Annotated in this window: 14 protein-coding genes, 2 tRNA genes and 2 pseudogenes; 12 read left to right on the top strand and 6 right to left on the bottom strand. The window is 64.8% G+C overall.

From position 1 onward, the window contains the following. Positions 1 to 10: 10 nt before the first annotated feature. Entirely contained in the window at positions 11 to 1,294 is a 1,284-nt protein-coding gene (locus G4223_RS05450; protein ID WP_163676141.1) for an ammonium transporter, read from the bottom strand. A gap of 378 nt (positions 1,295 to 1,672) precedes the next feature. Here G4223_RS05450 and G4223_RS05445 point away from each other — a divergent pair, with 378 nt between their 5' ends. Then, positions 1,673 to 1,849, top strand: coding sequence for a hypothetical protein (locus G4223_RS05445; protein ID WP_163676138.1), 177 nt, complete (start codon positions 1,673 to 1,675; stop codon positions 1,847 to 1,849). Positions 1,850 to 1,874: 25 nt separating this feature from the next. On the opposite strand, the gene G4223_RS05440 is transcribed toward G4223_RS05445, so the two are convergent. From G4223_RS05440 to G4223_RS05430, 3 genes are all read right to left on the bottom strand, one after another. Further along, complete coding sequence (locus tag G4223_RS05440; protein ID WP_163676134.1) at positions 1,875 to 2,801, bottom strand: L-lactate dehydrogenase; 927 nt, start codon at positions 2,799 to 2,801, stop codon at positions 1,875 to 1,877. A gap of 105 nt (positions 2,802 to 2,906) precedes the next feature. Beyond that, positions 2,907 to 2,983: transfer RNA gene (locus G4223_RS05435), tRNA-Asp, on the bottom strand. Between the two features lie 45 nt (positions 2,984 to 3,028). Then, positions 3,029 to 3,105 (bottom strand) — tRNA-Asp (locus tag G4223_RS05430). Between the two features lie 123 nt (positions 3,106 to 3,228). On the opposite strand from G4223_RS05430, the gene G4223_RS05425 reads away from it, so the two are divergent. Next, positions 3,229 to 3,411, top strand: a complete 183-nt coding sequence (locus G4223_RS05425; RefSeq protein ID WP_163676131.1) for a DUF4169 family protein — start codon at positions 3,229 to 3,231, stop codon at positions 3,409 to 3,411. On the opposite strand, the gene G4223_RS05420 is transcribed toward G4223_RS05425, so the two are convergent. Beyond that, positions 3,408 to 4,916, bottom strand: a complete 1,509-nt coding sequence (locus G4223_RS05420) for a CYTH and CHAD domain-containing protein (RefSeq protein ID WP_163676128.1) — start codon at positions 4,914 to 4,916, stop codon at positions 3,408 to 3,410. The genes G4223_RS05425 and G4223_RS05420 overlap by 4 nt on opposite strands. Before the next feature lie 201 nt (positions 4,917 to 5,117). On the opposite strand from G4223_RS05420, the gene G4223_RS05415 reads away from it, so the two are divergent. Beyond that, entirely contained in the window at positions 5,118 to 6,479 is a 1,362-nt protein-coding gene (locus G4223_RS05415; RefSeq protein WP_163676125.1) for an SPOR domain-containing protein, read from the top strand. Between the two features lie 122 nt (positions 6,480 to 6,601). Here the strand turns inward: G4223_RS05415 and G4223_RS19900 are convergent. Next, positions 6,602 to 6,736, bottom strand: a pseudogene (locus G4223_RS19900) (IS110 family transposase); the annotation flags it as partial. 322 nt (positions 6,737 to 7,058) lie between these two features. On the opposite strand from G4223_RS19900, the pseudogene G4223_RS20430 reads away from it, so the two are divergent. From G4223_RS20430 to cas2, 9 genes and pseudogenes are all read left to right on the top strand, one after another. Further along, positions 7,059 to 7,391 (top strand): annotated as a pseudogene (locus G4223_RS20430) (CRISPR-associated endonuclease Cas3''); the annotation flags it as partial. 117 nt (positions 7,392 to 7,508) lie between these two features. Continuing rightward, entirely contained in the window at positions 7,509 to 9,065 is a 1,557-nt protein-coding gene (gene cas3 / locus G4223_RS05405; protein WP_338086821.1) for a CRISPR-associated helicase Cas3', read from the top strand. After that, the gene (locus G4223_RS05400; RefSeq protein ID WP_338086820.1) at positions 9,062 to 9,454 is read left to right on the top strand and encodes a type II toxin-antitoxin system HicB family antitoxin; all 393 of its coding nucleotides are present in this window, start codon (positions 9,062 to 9,064) and stop codon (positions 9,452 to 9,454) included. The genes cas3 and G4223_RS05400 overlap by 4 nt, the downstream gene beginning before the upstream one ends. An 86-nt stretch (positions 9,455 to 9,540) precedes the next feature. Continuing rightward, complete coding sequence (gene cas5c / locus G4223_RS05395; RefSeq protein WP_163676117.1) at positions 9,541 to 10,203, top strand: type I-C CRISPR-associated protein Cas5c; 663 nt, start codon at positions 9,541 to 9,543, stop codon at positions 10,201 to 10,203. Beyond that, positions 10,200 to 11,987: a type I-C CRISPR-associated protein Cas8c/Csd1 gene (cas8c, locus tag G4223_RS05390; RefSeq protein WP_163676113.1), complete on the top strand. Its 1,788-nt coding sequence runs from the start codon at positions 10,200 to 10,202 to the stop codon at positions 11,985 to 11,987. The genes cas5c and cas8c overlap by 4 nt, the downstream gene beginning before the upstream one ends. A 4-nt stretch (positions 11,988 to 11,991) precedes the next feature. After that, positions 11,992 to 12,861 carry a type I-C CRISPR-associated protein Cas7/Csd2 gene (gene cas7c / locus G4223_RS05385; RefSeq protein WP_163676110.1) on the top strand — a complete coding sequence of 290 codons (870 nt, stop codon included), beginning with the start codon at positions 11,992 to 11,994 and terminating at the stop codon, positions 12,859 to 12,861. 13 nt (positions 12,862 to 12,874) lie between these two features. After that, on the top strand, positions 12,875 to 13,507 hold the full coding sequence (cas4, locus tag G4223_RS05380; RefSeq protein ID WP_163676107.1) for a CRISPR-associated protein Cas4: 633 nt from the start codon (positions 12,875 to 12,877) through the stop codon (positions 13,505 to 13,507). Further along, positions 13,504 to 14,529 (top strand): type I-C CRISPR-associated endonuclease Cas1c, encoded by a 1,026-nt coding sequence (gene cas1c, locus G4223_RS05375; protein WP_163676103.1) that lies wholly within the window; start codon positions 13,504 to 13,506, stop codon positions 14,527 to 14,529. Before cas4 ends, cas1c begins: the two co-directional genes overlap by 4 nt. Positions 14,530 to 14,532: 3 nt before the next feature. Beyond that, positions 14,533 to 14,823: a CRISPR-associated endonuclease Cas2 gene (gene cas2, locus G4223_RS05370; protein WP_163676100.1), complete on the top strand. Its 291-nt coding sequence runs from the start codon at positions 14,533 to 14,535 to the stop codon at positions 14,821 to 14,823. Positions 14,824 to 15,297 lie beyond the last annotated feature (474 nt).

The raw sequence follows: 15,297 nt of genomic DNA, 5'->3' as shown, positions 1-15,297 counted from the left end.
ATAGCCGGGATCAGCCGTGCACCGGGGCCTGTGCGGCGGCGGCGCGGATGGCCAGCGGTGCCTCGTCGTGGATGCTGGTCATCTCTTCGGGATAGGCGGTGATCTGGTGGATGGCCAGATCGGCCCCCATGAACTCGTCCTCGGGGGACAGGCGAATGCCCAGCGTGGCCCTGAGGGCGCCATAGACCGCCAGACCCGAGCACAGGGCGAACAACGCGCCGATGGCGGTGCCGGTCACCTGGGCGCCCAGCGACACGCCGCCCAGGCCGCCCAGGGATTCAAGTCCGAACACGCCGCACAGGATGCCGCCCATGAAGCCGCACAGCCCGTGCAAGGCCCAAACGCCGAGCACGTCGTCGATGCGCCATTTGTTCTGGCACAGGTTGAAGGCGAGCACGAACAAGCCGCCGGCCATGCCGCCGGTGACGAAGGCGCCGATGGGATGCATGACGTCGGAACCGGCGCACACCGCGACCAGGCCGGCCAAGGCGCCGTTGTGGACGAAGCCGGGGTCGTTGCGTCCGGCCACCAGGCTGGCCAGGATGCCGCCGACCATGGCCATCAGCGAGTTCATGGCCACCAGACCGGAAATATTTTCCATGCTCTGGGCGCTCATGACGTTGAAGCCGAACCAGCCGGCGCACAAGATCCACGAGCCCAGCGCCAGAAAAGGAATGTTGGACGGCGGAATGGCGACCACATGGCCGTCCTTGCGGTAACGGCCGCGCCGGGCACCCAACAGCAGCACGGCGCTCAAGGCGATCCAGCCGCCGACCGCGTGTACCACCACCGAACCGGCGAAGTCGTGGAAGGCGACGCCGAACACCGACGTCATCATCTCCTGAAAGCCGAAACGGCTTCCCCACACCATACCCTCGAACATGGGGTAGACCAGTCCCACCAGGATCGAGGTGGCGATCAGTTGTGGGCCGAATTTGGCGCGCTCGGCGATGCCGCCCGAGATGATGGCGGGAATGGCGGCGGCAAAGGTTGCCAGGAAGAAGAATTTGACCAGGTCGTACCCGCCGGCGGCGAAAGCACCGCCTTCGGCCTTGCCGGCCAACACTGCCGCCGGCGCGAAGAAGGTGGTGCCATAAGCCACCGCATAGCCGACGAAGAAGTAGGCGGCGGTGGATACGGCGAAGTCGCTGAGAATCTTCACAAGGGCGTTCACCTGGTTTTTCTTTCGGACGGTGCCGACCTCAAGAAATGCAAATCCGGCGTGCATCGCCAGAACCATGACCGCGCCCAAAAGGACGAAAAGTACATCCACCCCAGTTTTCATCGATTCCATTGTACGACCTCGTATGAACCCTTATTCGCGCGTGGCGATGCGAGCGCGGCTATCAAGTGTCGTGCCAAATGGGGTGCTTTCAGAAAATCATTTCATAACAATGGATTACGGTGTGTTTAAAATGTGAGCACGACATCCGTGCACAGGATGTGGGCATTCATGCGCTGATATGGCTCATGGAATAGGCTGTTTGTCCGCCGATGTTGGGCGGCAGCCATGCCTGAGCACAGTGTTTGTGCAAAAATTATTATTGTCGTTTTTTTGAGCATGAAAAAGTGGCCGCCAAATTGGCACGCCACCTGCAAAGTGTTGGTCAGGTCACAGCGGGATCTTGGCGGAAAGCCTGGGGTTTCGCCTCAACACTCGGAGAAAAATACCATGGGCAGCTCGGAAAAGTTTGCCGTGCTCTACGGAAACAACACCCTGGACATCAAGCTCGAGGCCGCTCGTCTGATGTCGGAAGCGCTCAATCGCCCCGAGGACGCCGATTCGCTGATCAGCATGGCCATCCAGTTGTTCGACTACGCCAACACCATGCAGGAAAACCGGGCCTGACCAAGGCCCGGCATGGGGCTGGGCGTCACAACCCTGCCGCTGCCGCCTTCAACACTTCGGCGCTGTGGCGCAGGGCCGTACGTTCGGTGGCGTCCAGTTCCGGCCACAATGCGTCGCCGGCGCCCTTGGCGCCAATGACGCGGGGCAGGGACAGGGCGACGTTCGTCACGCCCTCCACCTCGGGAATCAAGGTGGAAACCGTCAGGACGGCCCGTTCGTCGCCGGCGATGGCCTGGACGATGCGGGCGATACCGCCACCGATGCCGAACCAGGTGGCGCCCTTGCCGGCAATGATCTTATAGGCGGCGCCACGGACCCCCTTGTCGATGGCCTCGCGGTCGTCAGCCGTCAGCGGCCGGCCATGCTGGAGCGCCAGCGCCTCGACGCTGATGGCGCCGACCGAGGCGCTGGACCAGCATAGAACCTCGGAATCGCCGTGTTCGCCAAGAACCCAGGCATGAACCGATTTCGGGCTGATGCCCAGGAATTCCCCCAACAGCGCGCGGAAACGCGCGGTGTCCAAAACGGTCCCCGAACCGATCACACGAGCGGGTGGCAACCCCGCCAGTTCGGTGGTGATGGCGGTCATTACGTCGACCGGATTGCTGGCGACCAACAACACGGCGTCGGGCGCCACCTCAAGCACCCGAGGCACGATGTCGGCGAACACCGCCCGGTTGCGGCCTAAAAGTTCCAGCCGGGTTTCGCCGGGTTTTTGCCCGACGCCGGCGGACAGGACCACCACGCCCGATCCAGCCACGTCCGCCCAGTCGCCGGCGGTGACGCGGGTGGGAAAGGCGAAAGGCGTCGCGTGCAGGATGTCCTGGGCCTGGGCCTCGGCCAGGGCGCGGTTGCGGTCGACCAGCACCACTTCCGAGGCGGCGCCGCGCATTACCATGGCGAACGCGGCCGATGCGCCGACCATGCCGGCTCCAACGACGGTGACTTTCATATGCTTCTCCCGGTCCGAAGGACAGACGAGTGGTAAGGCCGGAGAGAAAGTAATGCGATCGGGGAGGGGGCGCCAGGGCGAGTTGCCCGATGGCTTCAAAAGAAGTGGCGCGAGTGACGGGGCTCGAACCCGCGACCTCCGGCGTGACAGGCCGGCGCTCTGACCAACTGAGCTACACCCGCAACCAGACCGGATCGGTGATCCGGTATCAAGTCTCACACAAGGAGTGGCGCGAGTGACGGGGCTCGAACCCGCGACCTCCGGCGTGACAGGCCGGCGCTCTGACCAACTGAGCTACACCCGCTCCGGTGTGAGGGCCGGGGATATAACAGGCTCTTTTCGGCTGCGCAAGCAGTGATTTTTTCCCAGGGCGCATTTTCCTGGTTCGGGCTATGATTTGGGCACGCTTTTCCAAGGGGACCCGGGCATGGCCGAAATCGTCAACCTCAACCGCTGGCGCAAGGCGAAGGCGAAAGAGGAAAAGACCAAGCAGGCGGACGCCAACCGTGTCGCCTTTGGCCGCACCAAGGCGGAGAAGGAAGCCGCACGTCAGGCGGCGGAATTGCTGAAGCGTGGTCTTGACGGCAAGAAGGTCGAGGACGAAAGCTAATCGCGCCAGAACCGGCGGCGGCGGTGCAACTCACCCCACAGGGTGCGGGCGGTGGCCAGAAGTTCCGGCCGTCGTGCCTCGTGCCAGCCGGTGACCAACCCGGCGGCCCAGGCGGCGTCGCCCAGATGGTGGCAGGCCGCCAGGCGGGGCCCGGCCACGGCGATGTCGTTGATCTCGCCCAGGGTATCCTGAAGACGGGCCAGGACGGTCAAGGTGTCGCGGGCCCGCTTGCCGTAAAGGGCGGCGAAGAACTCTCCCGCATAACGCAGGTGCTTGCCGGCGATGCGCACGCGATGCAGGTCGGCCGGCGGCAACCGGTCGGGGCGTTTGCCGCCAGCTCTTCTGAGACGGCGGGCAAGCCGGTTCAGGACCTTGGCGGCGAAGGGCGCCAACGGTTGCCCGGCCAGGGGAGAGGCCTGCCATTCTCCGGCCTCGACCCAGGCCCCCAGGTCCAGCAGCAACAGGGAAAAGCGCGGGTCGGCGACAGCCGTCTGCGCCATCGCCAGATGATCCAGGCATTCCACCCGCCAACGTTCGCGAAGCGTGGTCAACGCGGCATGGCCGGGATGGCGCTCCACCACCGGGGCGATGATTTCGGCCAGGAATACTTCGGCGTCGCGGGCGGGGCCAAGCTGGGACAGCAGCCAGCCCAGGCGCGGACGCAAAGCGTCCAGTTCCTGTCCGGCCAGCATCGGTCTGAATATCCGAAAGGCAGAGCGCAGGCGCCGCAACGCCACCCGCATCTGATGCACGGCCTCGCCGTCGCCCCGCTCCCGCAAGGCGTCCTGGTTGGCAAGAAGGTGATGCAGGCAATTGTGGGCGATGGCGCGGAAAGCGTCGGACAGCGTCATGCCCGGATCAAGGGCCGGGGCTGTCGCCTTGACCGCCGCGGCCGGCCGGTTTGCCGCCAAGGCGTGGCCGCGATCGGATTTCGAATGCGGTAGCAGCCGCACGGGAATCGCCTGGGCGATGTGGCGGGCCAGGGCGAAAAGATGGATGGACGCGCCCTCGCGCAATTCCAGTTCCACTTCCGAGACCGGGGCCGTGCGTTCCCCGGCCCGGATCTCTCCCCGGTCCAGCGCCATCTCGATCCGCCAGCCGGGACCGGCCAGAATGGTCAGGCTGCGTCGGATGTCGGTGACGAAACACGGCTCCAGGGTGGTGAGTACGGAGGGGGAGGCGAACACCCCGAGGCCGGTTGACGCCAGGACGGCAGTGTCCAGGCTCGGGCCGTTCAAGCGCCACTCCCATTCACGCCGGTTGAACAATCCCGACACGCGCTCGCCGGCGGTCTTGACCGTCTGAACCGGGCCGCCGCCTTGGCGCAAACGGACGGTCACACCGGCCCGCGCCAGGGTCAGGTCGGGGGTGTCGAAATAGACGGATTTCTGAATCCGGCTGACGGTGGTGCCGACACGGTGGTCGCGCACCAGGGGCAACCGTCCCAGCCGGGTCCGGCTTTCGGGGGCGATGGCCAGCTTGAGTTCGATTTCGTCGCCGTTCATGGGGCCTCGCGTTTTCGGCGTGACCAGCTATATCATCTTGGCGTCGCCGGTTGAACGGTGCGGGCGGTTATGTCGCATGCTTTTAACAAAGTATGAACCCGCCCTGTTTCATTCTGCCAGGGTGTAGCCTTGCCCGGCCTCTCGGTGTATCAGGAAGGACCAGGGGGAGCCGGGCTGGCGTTTATGGTGTGGGGGAGCTCGATGAGGTCGTTTACTCGTCTTGGACGCACGGCCGCGACACTGGTCGCCCTGGCGACGCTGGCCGGCTGTGCTCCGATCCTCGACCCGCGTGGCACCCAGGACACGGTCAACGGCATGGTCAATGCCGGAGCGGCGGACGCTTCGTCGGCGGCTTTGACCCGTGGCGACTTTCCTGCGGCCGAACGCTACGCCATCGCCGCCCTGCGCTACAATCCGCGCGATCCGGTGGCGTTGTTGAATGCCGGCTTGGCCTATCAGGGCATGGGCCAATACGATTTGGCGCGGCAATATTATGAAGTGATCGTCACCAATCAGATTCCCGGCACCATCATGAGCACCGTCGACAGCGGCGCGGTGATGCCGCGCTCCATCGTCGACGTGGCGCGTTCCAATATGGCGCTGGTCGACAAGATCACCGGCCGTTCGGCCGCGCGCTCCATTCGCGAATCGGGAACGGCGACCGGGGCGCCGGGAGTGGGGGCGCCCCCGCTGCCGTCGGTCGTGCCGGTCGGGTCGCCGCCACGCCCGATGGTCAGCGCCAGCGACCTGCAACCGGTGGGGACATCCTATGCTTCCCCCGGCAAGGTTTCCGACGCGGAAACCAACGTGGCCGGCCGGTTCCGCATTCTTAAGCGTCTGCTGGACGAGGGCTTGGTCACGCCGGACGAATATAACCGTCGCCGTGCCGCCAATGTTGGGGCCTTGCTGCCTTTCACCCAATCGCCACCATCGGTGGGATTGGACCGGCCTATTCCGGGGGACGAGACGTTGGTCCGTCGCTTGCGCGATTTGGCCGACGCCCTTGAGCGTCGGGAAATGAGCGCGCCCGAGCATGTGGCCGAGCGCACCATGATCCTTGACGCCCTGTTGCCGGAAAAGCTCCGGCGCCTCGACAATGCGCCGTTGCCGCCCAAGGACATGATCGAGGCCGCCCAGGCGGTCGGTCGGGTGGAGCGTCTGCTGGCTGCCGGCTTGGTTTCCGAGGGGGAGGCCCGCAAGGAACGCGACGCCATCGGAAAATCCCTCGACATGCAACTGGCGGGGCAACCCGTGTCGGGTACCGTCACCGGGTTGCGGCCCGGCGCTCCGGGCTCGGCCGGTCCCATGGCGCCCGCCGGAGAAATGGCGTCCGGCTGGGGTGTTTCGCTGGGCTCGTCGAAAAGCGAAGCCGGGGCGCGGAAATTGTGGACCGGCATCAAGGCCAAATTCCCCGAGGAACTGGGCGGCTTCGACGCACGGATCAAGAAGGTCAAGGGACGGTATCGTGTGGTCGCCGGTCCGCTGGCGGACAAGGACGCGGCACGCAAGCTGTGCAAGACCCTGAAACTGCACCGTCAGGCCTGCGATCCGGCGACCTATTAGGGGGGCGCATTTGAAGAAAGCCGGTAGCGGGGACCGCTGAAATAAATTCAGTAAGGGTTTCGTCCAACGAAGACGGAGTTCCCCGATGTCATGGTTTGAGCATGCGGTCGTGCAGGGTCTTGCGGCAACGCGCTGAAAAACTTGCCGACCTCGCCGCGACGCAGCTGTCGGCGGATCAGAACGCGCCCTTCGGCATCGGTGCCGTGGACCTGAAACACGCTCTTGGCAAGGTCAAGACCAACAATGCAAACTTCCATCGGACGGTTCCCTCGGTTGCGGCGATCTTTCCGACGACCACGGTAGGGCACTTCGATGCCGGTCAGCAGGGGCCGTCCACCCCATCAAAATTTGTTGGGGCGAGACGTATCGCCAAACCGCGCCGACACCGTCTCCGGGGCATGCCTCGGAGACGAGGTCACCTCTGTGAGGGTTTTGTACGTTCTGATGAAAGAAAGCTAAAATCATCCCAGCGCATTTTTAGTCTTTGTCTGGCTGCGGAGGCGGGGCGTGGTGTGGTTCGCGCATTCATCAGGCGATGGGGATGAAGCTCTTGAGCGCCATCTGCTTGAAGTCGGCTCCATGGCCGGCACCTTCGCCGCCGCTTTCAGGGCCGGTGCCTGGGGGCAGGCCGCGGGGTTGCTGCACGACCTGGGAAAGGCTTGCGATGCGTTCCAGAGACGATTGCAGGGCGACCCCGCTTCGGTCGACCACGTATCCGCCGGAATTCAGGCCGCTGTGCGGATGTCTCCTCTCGGCAAGTTGCTTGCCTATGCAGTGGCAGGACACCATGGCGGCATGCCCGACGCCGGGGAACTGGCGGAAAGGATCACGCGGCCCGCGCCCTTCGATGAAGCTGCGCAGCCACCACTGCCGCCCCTCGGCTCGCCGCCGGTTCGGATGAACGATCAGGGAGCCGCGCTTTTTATCCGTATGGTTTTCTCTTGCCTGACGGATGCCGATTTCCTGGCCACAGAGGCATTCTACCGGCCCGAAGTGCCACATTTGCGGGGAACCCCGTTCGACGCGGACGTGCTGCTCTCCAGGTTGTCCGCCTATCTGGGCACCAAGATGGCGGATGCGCCGCCGACCGAGGTCAACCAGCTTCGGCGGCGGATTCTAGACGAGTGTCGACGCAAGGCCGAGACGCCTCCCGGCTTGTTCACCCTTTCGGTACCCACCGGCGGCGGCAAGACCTTGGCCTCCATGGCCTTCGCCCTGGCCCATGCCAAACGCTGGGGCAAGCGTCGGGTGATCGTCGTCATTCCCTATACCAGCATCATCGAGCAGAACGCCGCCATCTACCGCGATGCCCTGGGGGCGGAGAACGTGCTGGAGCATCACAGCGCCTTCCGCCATCCCGCCGACCGCGATGGCCCCGAGCCGGAAGCGCGGGAGAAATTACGGCTGGCCGAAGAAAACTGGGATGCGCCGGTGGTGGTCACCACTTCGGTGCAATTCTTCGAAAGTCTGTTTTCGAACCGTCCGTCACGGTGTCGCAAGCTGCACAATCTGGCTGACGCGGTGATCGTGCTGGACGAGGCGCAATTGCTGCCCACCGCCTTTCTGAATCCTTGTCTGCACGTTCTGCAAGCCTTGGCCCGCGATTACGGCTGCACCATCGTATTGAGCACCGCGACGCAACCGGCTTTGACAGATCCCGACTGGTTGCCGGGCTGCGCCCTGACGGGTGTGACCGAGATTGTCTCGGACCCCCATGCCCTGCACACCGCCATGCGCCGTGTCCGCTATGAATGGGCCGGGCCCTTGGATGACCGGGCGGTGGCCGAACGCATGCTGGCGCGGCCGCAGGTTCTGACCGTGGTCAACACCCGCCGCCACGCCCGCGAACTGTTCGCCCTGATCCGGGGCAATCCCGGCGCCTTCCATCTGTCGGCGGCCATGACCCCGGCCCATCGCACCCAGGTTCTGGCCGACATTCGGAGTGCGCTGGACAAGGGGCAGCCCTGCCGGGTCGTCGCGACCCAGGTGGTGGAATGCGGCGTCGACGTGGATTTTCCGGTGGTGTTCCGCTCGTTGGCCGGGCTGGATTCCATCATCCAGGCCGGGGGACGCTGCAACCGCTCGGGCGGGCGGAATGACGCGGTGGTGACGGTGTTTTCCGCACCCGGCCATCCTGTTCCCTCCCTGTGGACCAACCACGCCAATCTGGCCCGTCAGGTGCTGGCCGGGGCGTTCGCCGCCGACCCGGCGGCGCCGGAGGCCGTGGCGTGGTATTTCAAGAACCTGTTTCGCGACGAGAACCGCGACGTTCACGGCATTTGCCGTCTTCTGGAGGCCACCAAGCAAATGGCTTTCGCCTTCCGCAGCGCGGCCCAGGCGTTCCAGTTGATCGAGGGCGGACAGGTGGACGTCACCATTCCCCGCACCGCCCAGGCCCAGGACCTGATCCGCCGCCTGGAGGCCGAAGGCCCCCATCCCGCCTTGCTGCGCGACCTGCACCCCCACACCGTGCAAATCCGTCCCGCCCAGGCCAAGGCGTTGGGGAATGCGCTGCGACTGGTGGCCGAGCGGGTGTGGGTGTTGGACGCGGCGGCGTATGACGGGGAGATGGGGGTGAGGGGATGATGCGCTATCCCATCCTGATTGAAGAAGGCTCGGAAGACACGGCCTTCGGAATCGTGGTTCCTGATCTGCCCGGTTGCTTCTCGGCTGGCGACACGCTGGATGAGGCCATGGAGAGCGCCAAGGAGGCCGTGGCGGCCTGGGTGGATTGCGCGCTGGATAACGGCACCGCCATCCCGGCTCCGTCCAAGCTGGAGGATGTCCGCCGTCTTCCCGGATACGAGGGCTGGAGTGTCGGCGTTGTCGAGTTGGACCCTGCCTTGTTCGACGACACCATCGAACGTGTCAACATCACCCTGCCGAAGCGCGTGCTGCGGCGTCTGGATGATCTGGCCAAGGCCCGCCGGCAAAGCCGCGGCGCTTTCATCGCGGACCTTACGCTCCACCTGTAGACGTTAAGAGACATGCAAGAACACGCATTGAAATGTTCAATTTCCCCCGTTACGATTAATTTCGTCATGGAAAGGGGGGGGGCTACATGGCACACGGAATCCGGCTGCACGTCTGGGGGGAACGGGCTTGTTTCACCCGCCCCGAGATGAAGGCCGAGCGGGTTTCCTATGACGTCATCACCCCCTCGGCGGCGCGCGGCATCCTGGAGGCCATTCATTGGAAGCCGGCCATCCGTTGGCAGATCGAGCGCGTCACCGTCCTTAACCCCGTCCGTTTCGAGTCCATCCGCCGCAACGAGGTCAGCGTCAAGGCCTCGGCCGATCTTGCCGCCCGCGCCATGGCCGGTGGTGCCCGGACCGAGTTGGTGGTCGAGGACTGGCGGGCGCAACGGGTCAGCATGATCCTGCGCGACGTGGCCTATGTGATCGAGGCGCGGTTCGAGATGACCGCACGGGCCGGGGCCGAGGACAATCCCGCCAAACACCTTGAGATGTTCACCCGCCGCGCCCGCAAGGGTCAGTGCTTTCACCAACCCAGCTTCGGTTGTCGCGAGTTTCCCGCCCATTTCCGCCTGTTGGAAGAGGGCGAGGCCCCGTCTCCCGCCGCCGAACTGATGGGTGAGAAAGACCTGGGCTTCATGCTGCACGATGTCGACCACGCCCACGGCCGTACCCCGCGCTTTTTCCGTGCGGTCATGCGCGACGGCGTGATCGACACCCGTTTCCCCCTGGGCGGAGAAAGCCGGTGATCCTGGCGGCGCTGGAACAGCTTTATCACCGTCTGGCCGAGGCCGACCCCGACGGCACGCCCCGCCTTGGTTGGAATCGCCGCAGCGTGCATTTCGCCCTGGTGCTGAACGGCGACGGCAGCGTGGCGCGGCTGGCCGACCTGCGCGACAGGACCGGCAAGAAGCCGTTTCCCAAGGAAATGCTGGTACCGGACCATGGCGAGGTGCGGACCTCGGCCGCCAAGACTCAGCCTTACTTCCTGTGCGACGGCACCGCCTTTCTGTTGGGCGCCAACGCCAAGACAGGGGACAAGGCGCTGGAATACATGGCCCATGCCCGCGTCTTGCATAAGCGCCTGTTGACCGGCTGCGACGAGCCGCTGGCGACGGCCATCCTGGCCCATTTCACCCGGTGGAGCCCCGAAAGTGCCGCCGATCTGTGCGCGAAACACGGATTGGATTGGGAAAAAGAGGTCTCGGGCACAAATTTGGTCTTCGGGTTGGAGGGGACGCCGGATTGGGCACACCAGCGCCCGGCCCTGGTCGCCCTGTGGGACGCGGAATTCGCCCGCCGTCCCGCCGCTGCCCAAGGGCAATGCCTGGTCACCGGCGAACAGGCCCCGGTCGCCCGTCTGCACATGGGTATCAAGCTGCCCGGCACCCAGGGCAACGGCGCCCCGGTCATCAGCTTCAACGCCGATGCCTTCACCTCTTACGGCCATGACCAGGGGCAGAACGCTCCGGTGGGCGAGGGCGCCGCCTTTCGCTACGCCGCCGCCCTCAACACCCTGGTCAAGCCGGGCAGTCGCCACCGTCTGAATCTGGGCGATACCGTGTTGGCTTTTTGGGCGGAAAAGCCCCAAGACGACGAGGAAGACGTGGTCGCCGCCTTGTTGGGGCTGGACGACAGCGACGGCGGTCTGGACGAAAACCTGCGCGACCGCGTCGAGAAGATCCTGACCTCGATCCGCCGTGGTGTCACGCCGCGCGACAGCCTGGGGAACCTACCCTTGGAATCGCGTTACTTCGTCTTGGGTGTCGCCGCTCCCGGTGGCAGTCGGGTGTCGCTACGCTATTGGCTGCAATCCAATCTGGGCGAACTGGTCGGCAGGGTCGCCGCCCACCAGAGCGCCCTGCATGTGGAAAAACGCTTTCCCGACAAAACGCTGGACAGCGAACCGACGTTCCCCGGCATGCGCGCCCTGCTGCGTGCCGTCGCTCCCTTGGGTAAGGACGAGAACATTCCCGGCCCTCTGCCCGGCACCCTGGCCCGCGCGGTGCTGACCGGCACCGCCTATCCCCGGCCGTTGCTGTCCATGGCGCTGGAGCGCATGCGGTCCGAGCACGGCCCCTACGATTCCGTTTCCTACCTGCGTATTGCCCTGGTCAAGGCCTGCCTGTTCCGTTCCGACGCGTGGAGACCACCCGTGAGCCTGAACACCGATGAAACCGATACCGCCTATCGCCTGGGACGGTTGTTCGCCGCCCTGGAACGGGCGCAGCAACTGGCCCTGGGCACGGGCCTGAACGCCACCATCAAGGACCGTTATTTCGGCGCCGCCTCGGCGTCGCCGGGGGCGGTCTTCCCCAACCTGATCCGGTTGGCCCAACACCACCTGTCCAAGGCCGATGCCGGGTGGCTGGACAAGATGATCGGCGACATCGCCGACGCCTTGCCCATTACCCTGCCGGCCATGCTGACGCTGGAGGAGCAGGGGCGTTTCGCCATCGGCTACTACCACCAGCGCAACGATTTGTGGCGGTCCAAGAAGACCCCCGACCAACCGACCAACCCGGAGCAGTGACACCATGGCCCAGCCGATCCAGAACCGCTACGAGTTCACCTATCTGTTCGACGTGGCCATGGGCAACCCCAACGGCGACCCCGACGCGGGCAACATGCCGCGCCTGGATTACCAGACCAACCATGGATTGGTCACCGATGTCTGCCTGAAGCGCAAGGTGCGCAATTACGTCGATCTGGTGCGCGCCGACCTGGGGGTGGAAGACGGCTTGAACATCTATGTGCGCGAGAAAGGCGTGCTGAACCGCGAGAACGAACAGGCGTACAAGGCGCTGGGGCTCAAGCCCGACAGCAAGCTGCCCAAGGACGAGGCCAAGGCCCGCGAGCTGACCGCCTGGATGTGCGCCAACTTCTTCGATATCCGCGCTTTCGGCGCGGTCATGACCACCGAGGTCAATTGCGGTCAGGTGCGTGGTCCGGTGCAATTGACCTTCGCCAAATCCATCGAGGAAGTGCATCCCCAGGAAATCGCCATCACCCGCATGGCGGTGACCAACGAAAAGGACGCCGAGAAGGAACGGACCATCGGTCGCAAACACATTCTGCGCTATGGCCTGTATCGTTGTGACGGCTTCATCTCGGCCCATCTGGCCGAGCGCACCGGCTTTTCCGACGACGACCTGGCCTTGCTGTGGAAGGCCCTGGTCAACATGTTCGACCACGACCGCTCGGCGGCGCGCGGCATCATGTCGGCGCGTAAGCTGATCGTCTTCAAACATGCCAGCAAGTTGGGCGACGCCCCCGCGCCGGTGCTGTTCGACGCGATCGACGTCAAGCGCGTCACCGAAGGCCCAGCCAATTCGTTCAAGGATTACGCCGTCGCCATTGATCGCGCGGCTATTCCGGCGGGGGTCGAACCCACCGAAATCCTGTAGCCGGAGGCCCGCCATGGAGGAGGAGGACGACTTGATCCCATTGTCGGCCCTCCAGCATTGGCTTGTTTGTCCGCGTCAATGCGCCCTGATCCATCTGGAACAGATATGGCGCGACAACGAACGGACCGCAGAGGGCAACGTACTGCATCAGGCGGTGGACCGGCAGGGCGGCGAAAGCCGCCACGGTGTCCGCCGCATTACCGGCCTGCCCCTGCGATCCAGACGTCTGGGGTTGTCGGGGCGGGCCGACGTGGTGGAGTTCCGCCCTGCTCCCGATGGCAATGGCGAGGTTCCCTTTCCCATCGAGCACAAGCGCGGCCGTGAGAAACGGGACGACCGCGACAAGGTGCAACTGTGTGCCCAGGCACTGTGTCTGGAGGAAGCGCTGGGCGTGCCGGTGCCCGAGGGTGCCCTGTTCTATGCCGAAACCCGGCGGCGTCAGAGGGTGCTGTTCGACCCGGCCCTGCGCGCACGGGTCGAACAGGCCGCCACCGCCATCCGCGCCATGTTGGTCCAGTGCCAGACACCGCCACCGGTTCCCAATCCGTCTTGCGAACGCTGCTCGCTGGCCGATCTGTGCTTGCCCGACGCCCTGGCCAAACCATCGGTCGCCGATTATTTCGTCCGCAAGTTGGAGGAGCCGTGAAAGAGCTGCTCAACGTCCTCTATGTGCTGACCTCGGATTCCTATCTTGGCAAGGATGGCCAATGCGTGTCGGTGCGAATCGAGGGGCAGTCACCCCGGCGCCTGCCGCTGATGGGGTTGGAGGGCATCGTCTGCCTGGGGCGCGTCAACGTCAGCCCCTATCTGATGGCCGCCTGCGCCGAGCACGGCGTGGCGCTGAGCTGGATGAGCGAGAACGGGCGGTTCCTCGCCTCGGTGCATGGCGAGACCAAGGGAAACGTGCTGCTGCGCCGCCAGCAATTCCGCTGGGCCGACGATCCCGAGCGTTCGGCGGCGATGGCGCGTTTCGTGCTCAAGGGCAAATTGGGCAACGCCCGTTCCGTGCTGCGTCGGGGCGCCCGTGACAACCGCGATCCCGCCCGCGCCACGCCCCTGACCCAGGCCGCCGACACGATGACCGCCGCTTTGACCCGACTGGACCGGGAGCGTGACCTGGACGGACTGCGCGGCGTCGAAGGCGATGCCGGTGCCACCTATTGGGCGGCGTTCCCTTTCCTGATCGGCAATGCCGATTTCACCTTTCGTGGCCGCAATCGGCGACCGCCGTTGGATCCGGTCAACTGCCTGCTGTCATTCGTCTACACCTTGCTGGCCCACGATGTCCGTTCGGCCCTGGAAGGCGTCGGCCTGGACCCCTATGTGGGGTTCCTGCATCGTGACCGGCCCGGCCGCGCCAGTCTGGCCTTTGACCTGATGGAGGAACTACGCCATGTGCTGGCCGACCGGCTGGTGCTGTCGCTGGTCAACCGTCGACAGGTGGCGCTGGACGGCTTCAAGACCCTGGACAGCGGCGCAGTGGTCATGGAAGACGCAACCCGGCACACCGTGATCGAGGCCTGGCAGACCCGCAAGCGCGAAACCATTCGCCACCCGTTCCTTGGCGAAGACGCTGAAATCGGCCTTCTTCCCCATCTGCAAGCCTTGCTGATGGCGCGCCATGTTCGCGGTGACCTGGACGGCTATCCCGCGCTGCTGTGGCCCTGAGCTATGCTGGTGGTCATCAGCTACGACGTCCAAACCACCGACAATGCGGGCCGCAAGCGTCTGCGCCGTATCGCCAAGACCTGCCAGGATTATGGTCAGCGAGTGCAGTTCTCGGTCTTCGAATGCGAACTTCCGCCCGCCCGCTGGGTGGAACTGCGCGCCCGCCTGCTTTCCATCATCGACGGCAAGAGTGACTCTCTGCGGTTCTACAACCTGGGCGCTGATGGCCGACGTCGTGTCGAACACCACGGCGCCAAGCAGCCATTGGACCTGGATGGCCCTCTGATCTTCTGAGACAACCGCGAACCACGAGCCCCCACTTAAAGGGCGTAACGTTCGCGGAATAGCCATCCTTTTGGTTCGGCTCAACAATTCCCCGTGGCCCCACCCAACCACCCCACTGTCCGACCGAACGCCCCCGCCCTTCGCGGAAGCGGACTGTTTTACCAAAGCACCTCAAAATGTTAGAGCTAAGGAGTCGCTCCCCATGCGGGGGCGTGGATTGAAACTTTGCGGCCTCGCGTCGTGTGGCGGTGTCTGTAGGTGTCGCTCCCCATGCGGGGGCGTGGATTGAAACTCCACGCGATCCACGAACTCGATGGCGTCGCGGCGTCGCTCCCCATGCGGGGGCGTGGATTGAAACCTCGGGGGTGTCGAAGTTGCCCAGCCGCTTGTCGTGTCGCTCCCCATGCGGGGGGCGTGGATTGAAACCGGAAAGGGCGTTTCGGCACGGCTCTTGAAAGAGTCGCTCCCCCATGCGGGGGGCGT

The sequence above is a fragment of the Magnetospirillum aberrantis SpK genome, assembly GCF_011022235.1.
In the GTDB taxonomy this organism is placed as follows: Bacteria; Pseudomonadota; Alphaproteobacteria; order Rhodospirillales; family Magnetospirillaceae; genus Magnetospirillum; species Magnetospirillum aberrantis.
The sequence above is the reverse complement of the archived record's forward strand: the minus strand, read 5'-3'. Positions and strand labels throughout refer to the sequence as shown.

Coding starts and splice junctions, on each gene's coding strand:
- G4223_RS05450 (WP_163676141.1), bottom strand. CDS start 1,294: ATGGAATCGATGAAAACTGGGGTGGATGTACTTTTCGTCCTTTTGGGC.
- G4223_RS05445 (WP_163676138.1), top strand. CDS start 1,673: ATGGGCAGCTCGGAAAAGTTTGCCGTGCTCTACGGAAACAACACCCTG.
- G4223_RS05440 (WP_163676134.1), bottom strand. CDS start 2,801: ATGAAAGTCACCGTCGTTGGAGCCGGCATGGTCGGCGCATCGGCCGCG.
- G4223_RS05425 (WP_163676131.1), top strand. CDS start 3,229: ATGGCCGAAATCGTCAACCTCAACCGCTGGCGCAAGGCGAAGGCGAAA.
- G4223_RS05420 (WP_163676128.1), bottom strand. CDS start 4,916: ATGAACGGCGACGAAATCGAACTCAAGCTGGCCATCGCCCCCGAAAGC.
- G4223_RS05415 (WP_163676125.1), top strand. CDS start 5,118: ATGAGGTCGTTTACTCGTCTTGGACGCACGGCCGCGACACTGGTCGCC.
- G4223_RS05400 (WP_338086820.1), top strand. CDS start 9,062: ATGATGCGCTATCCCATCCTGATTGAAGAAGGCTCGGAAGACACGGCC.
- cas5c (WP_163676117.1), top strand. CDS start 9,541: ATGGCACACGGAATCCGGCTGCACGTCTGGGGGGAACGGGCTTGTTTC.
- cas7c (WP_163676110.1), top strand. CDS start 11,992: ATGGCCCAGCCGATCCAGAACCGCTACGAGTTCACCTATCTGTTCGAC.
- cas4 (WP_163676107.1), top strand. CDS start 12,875: ATGGAGGAGGAGGACGACTTGATCCCATTGTCGGCCCTCCAGCATTGG.
- cas2 (WP_163676100.1), top strand. CDS start 14,533: ATGCTGGTGGTCATCAGCTACGACGTCCAAACCACCGACAATGCGGGC.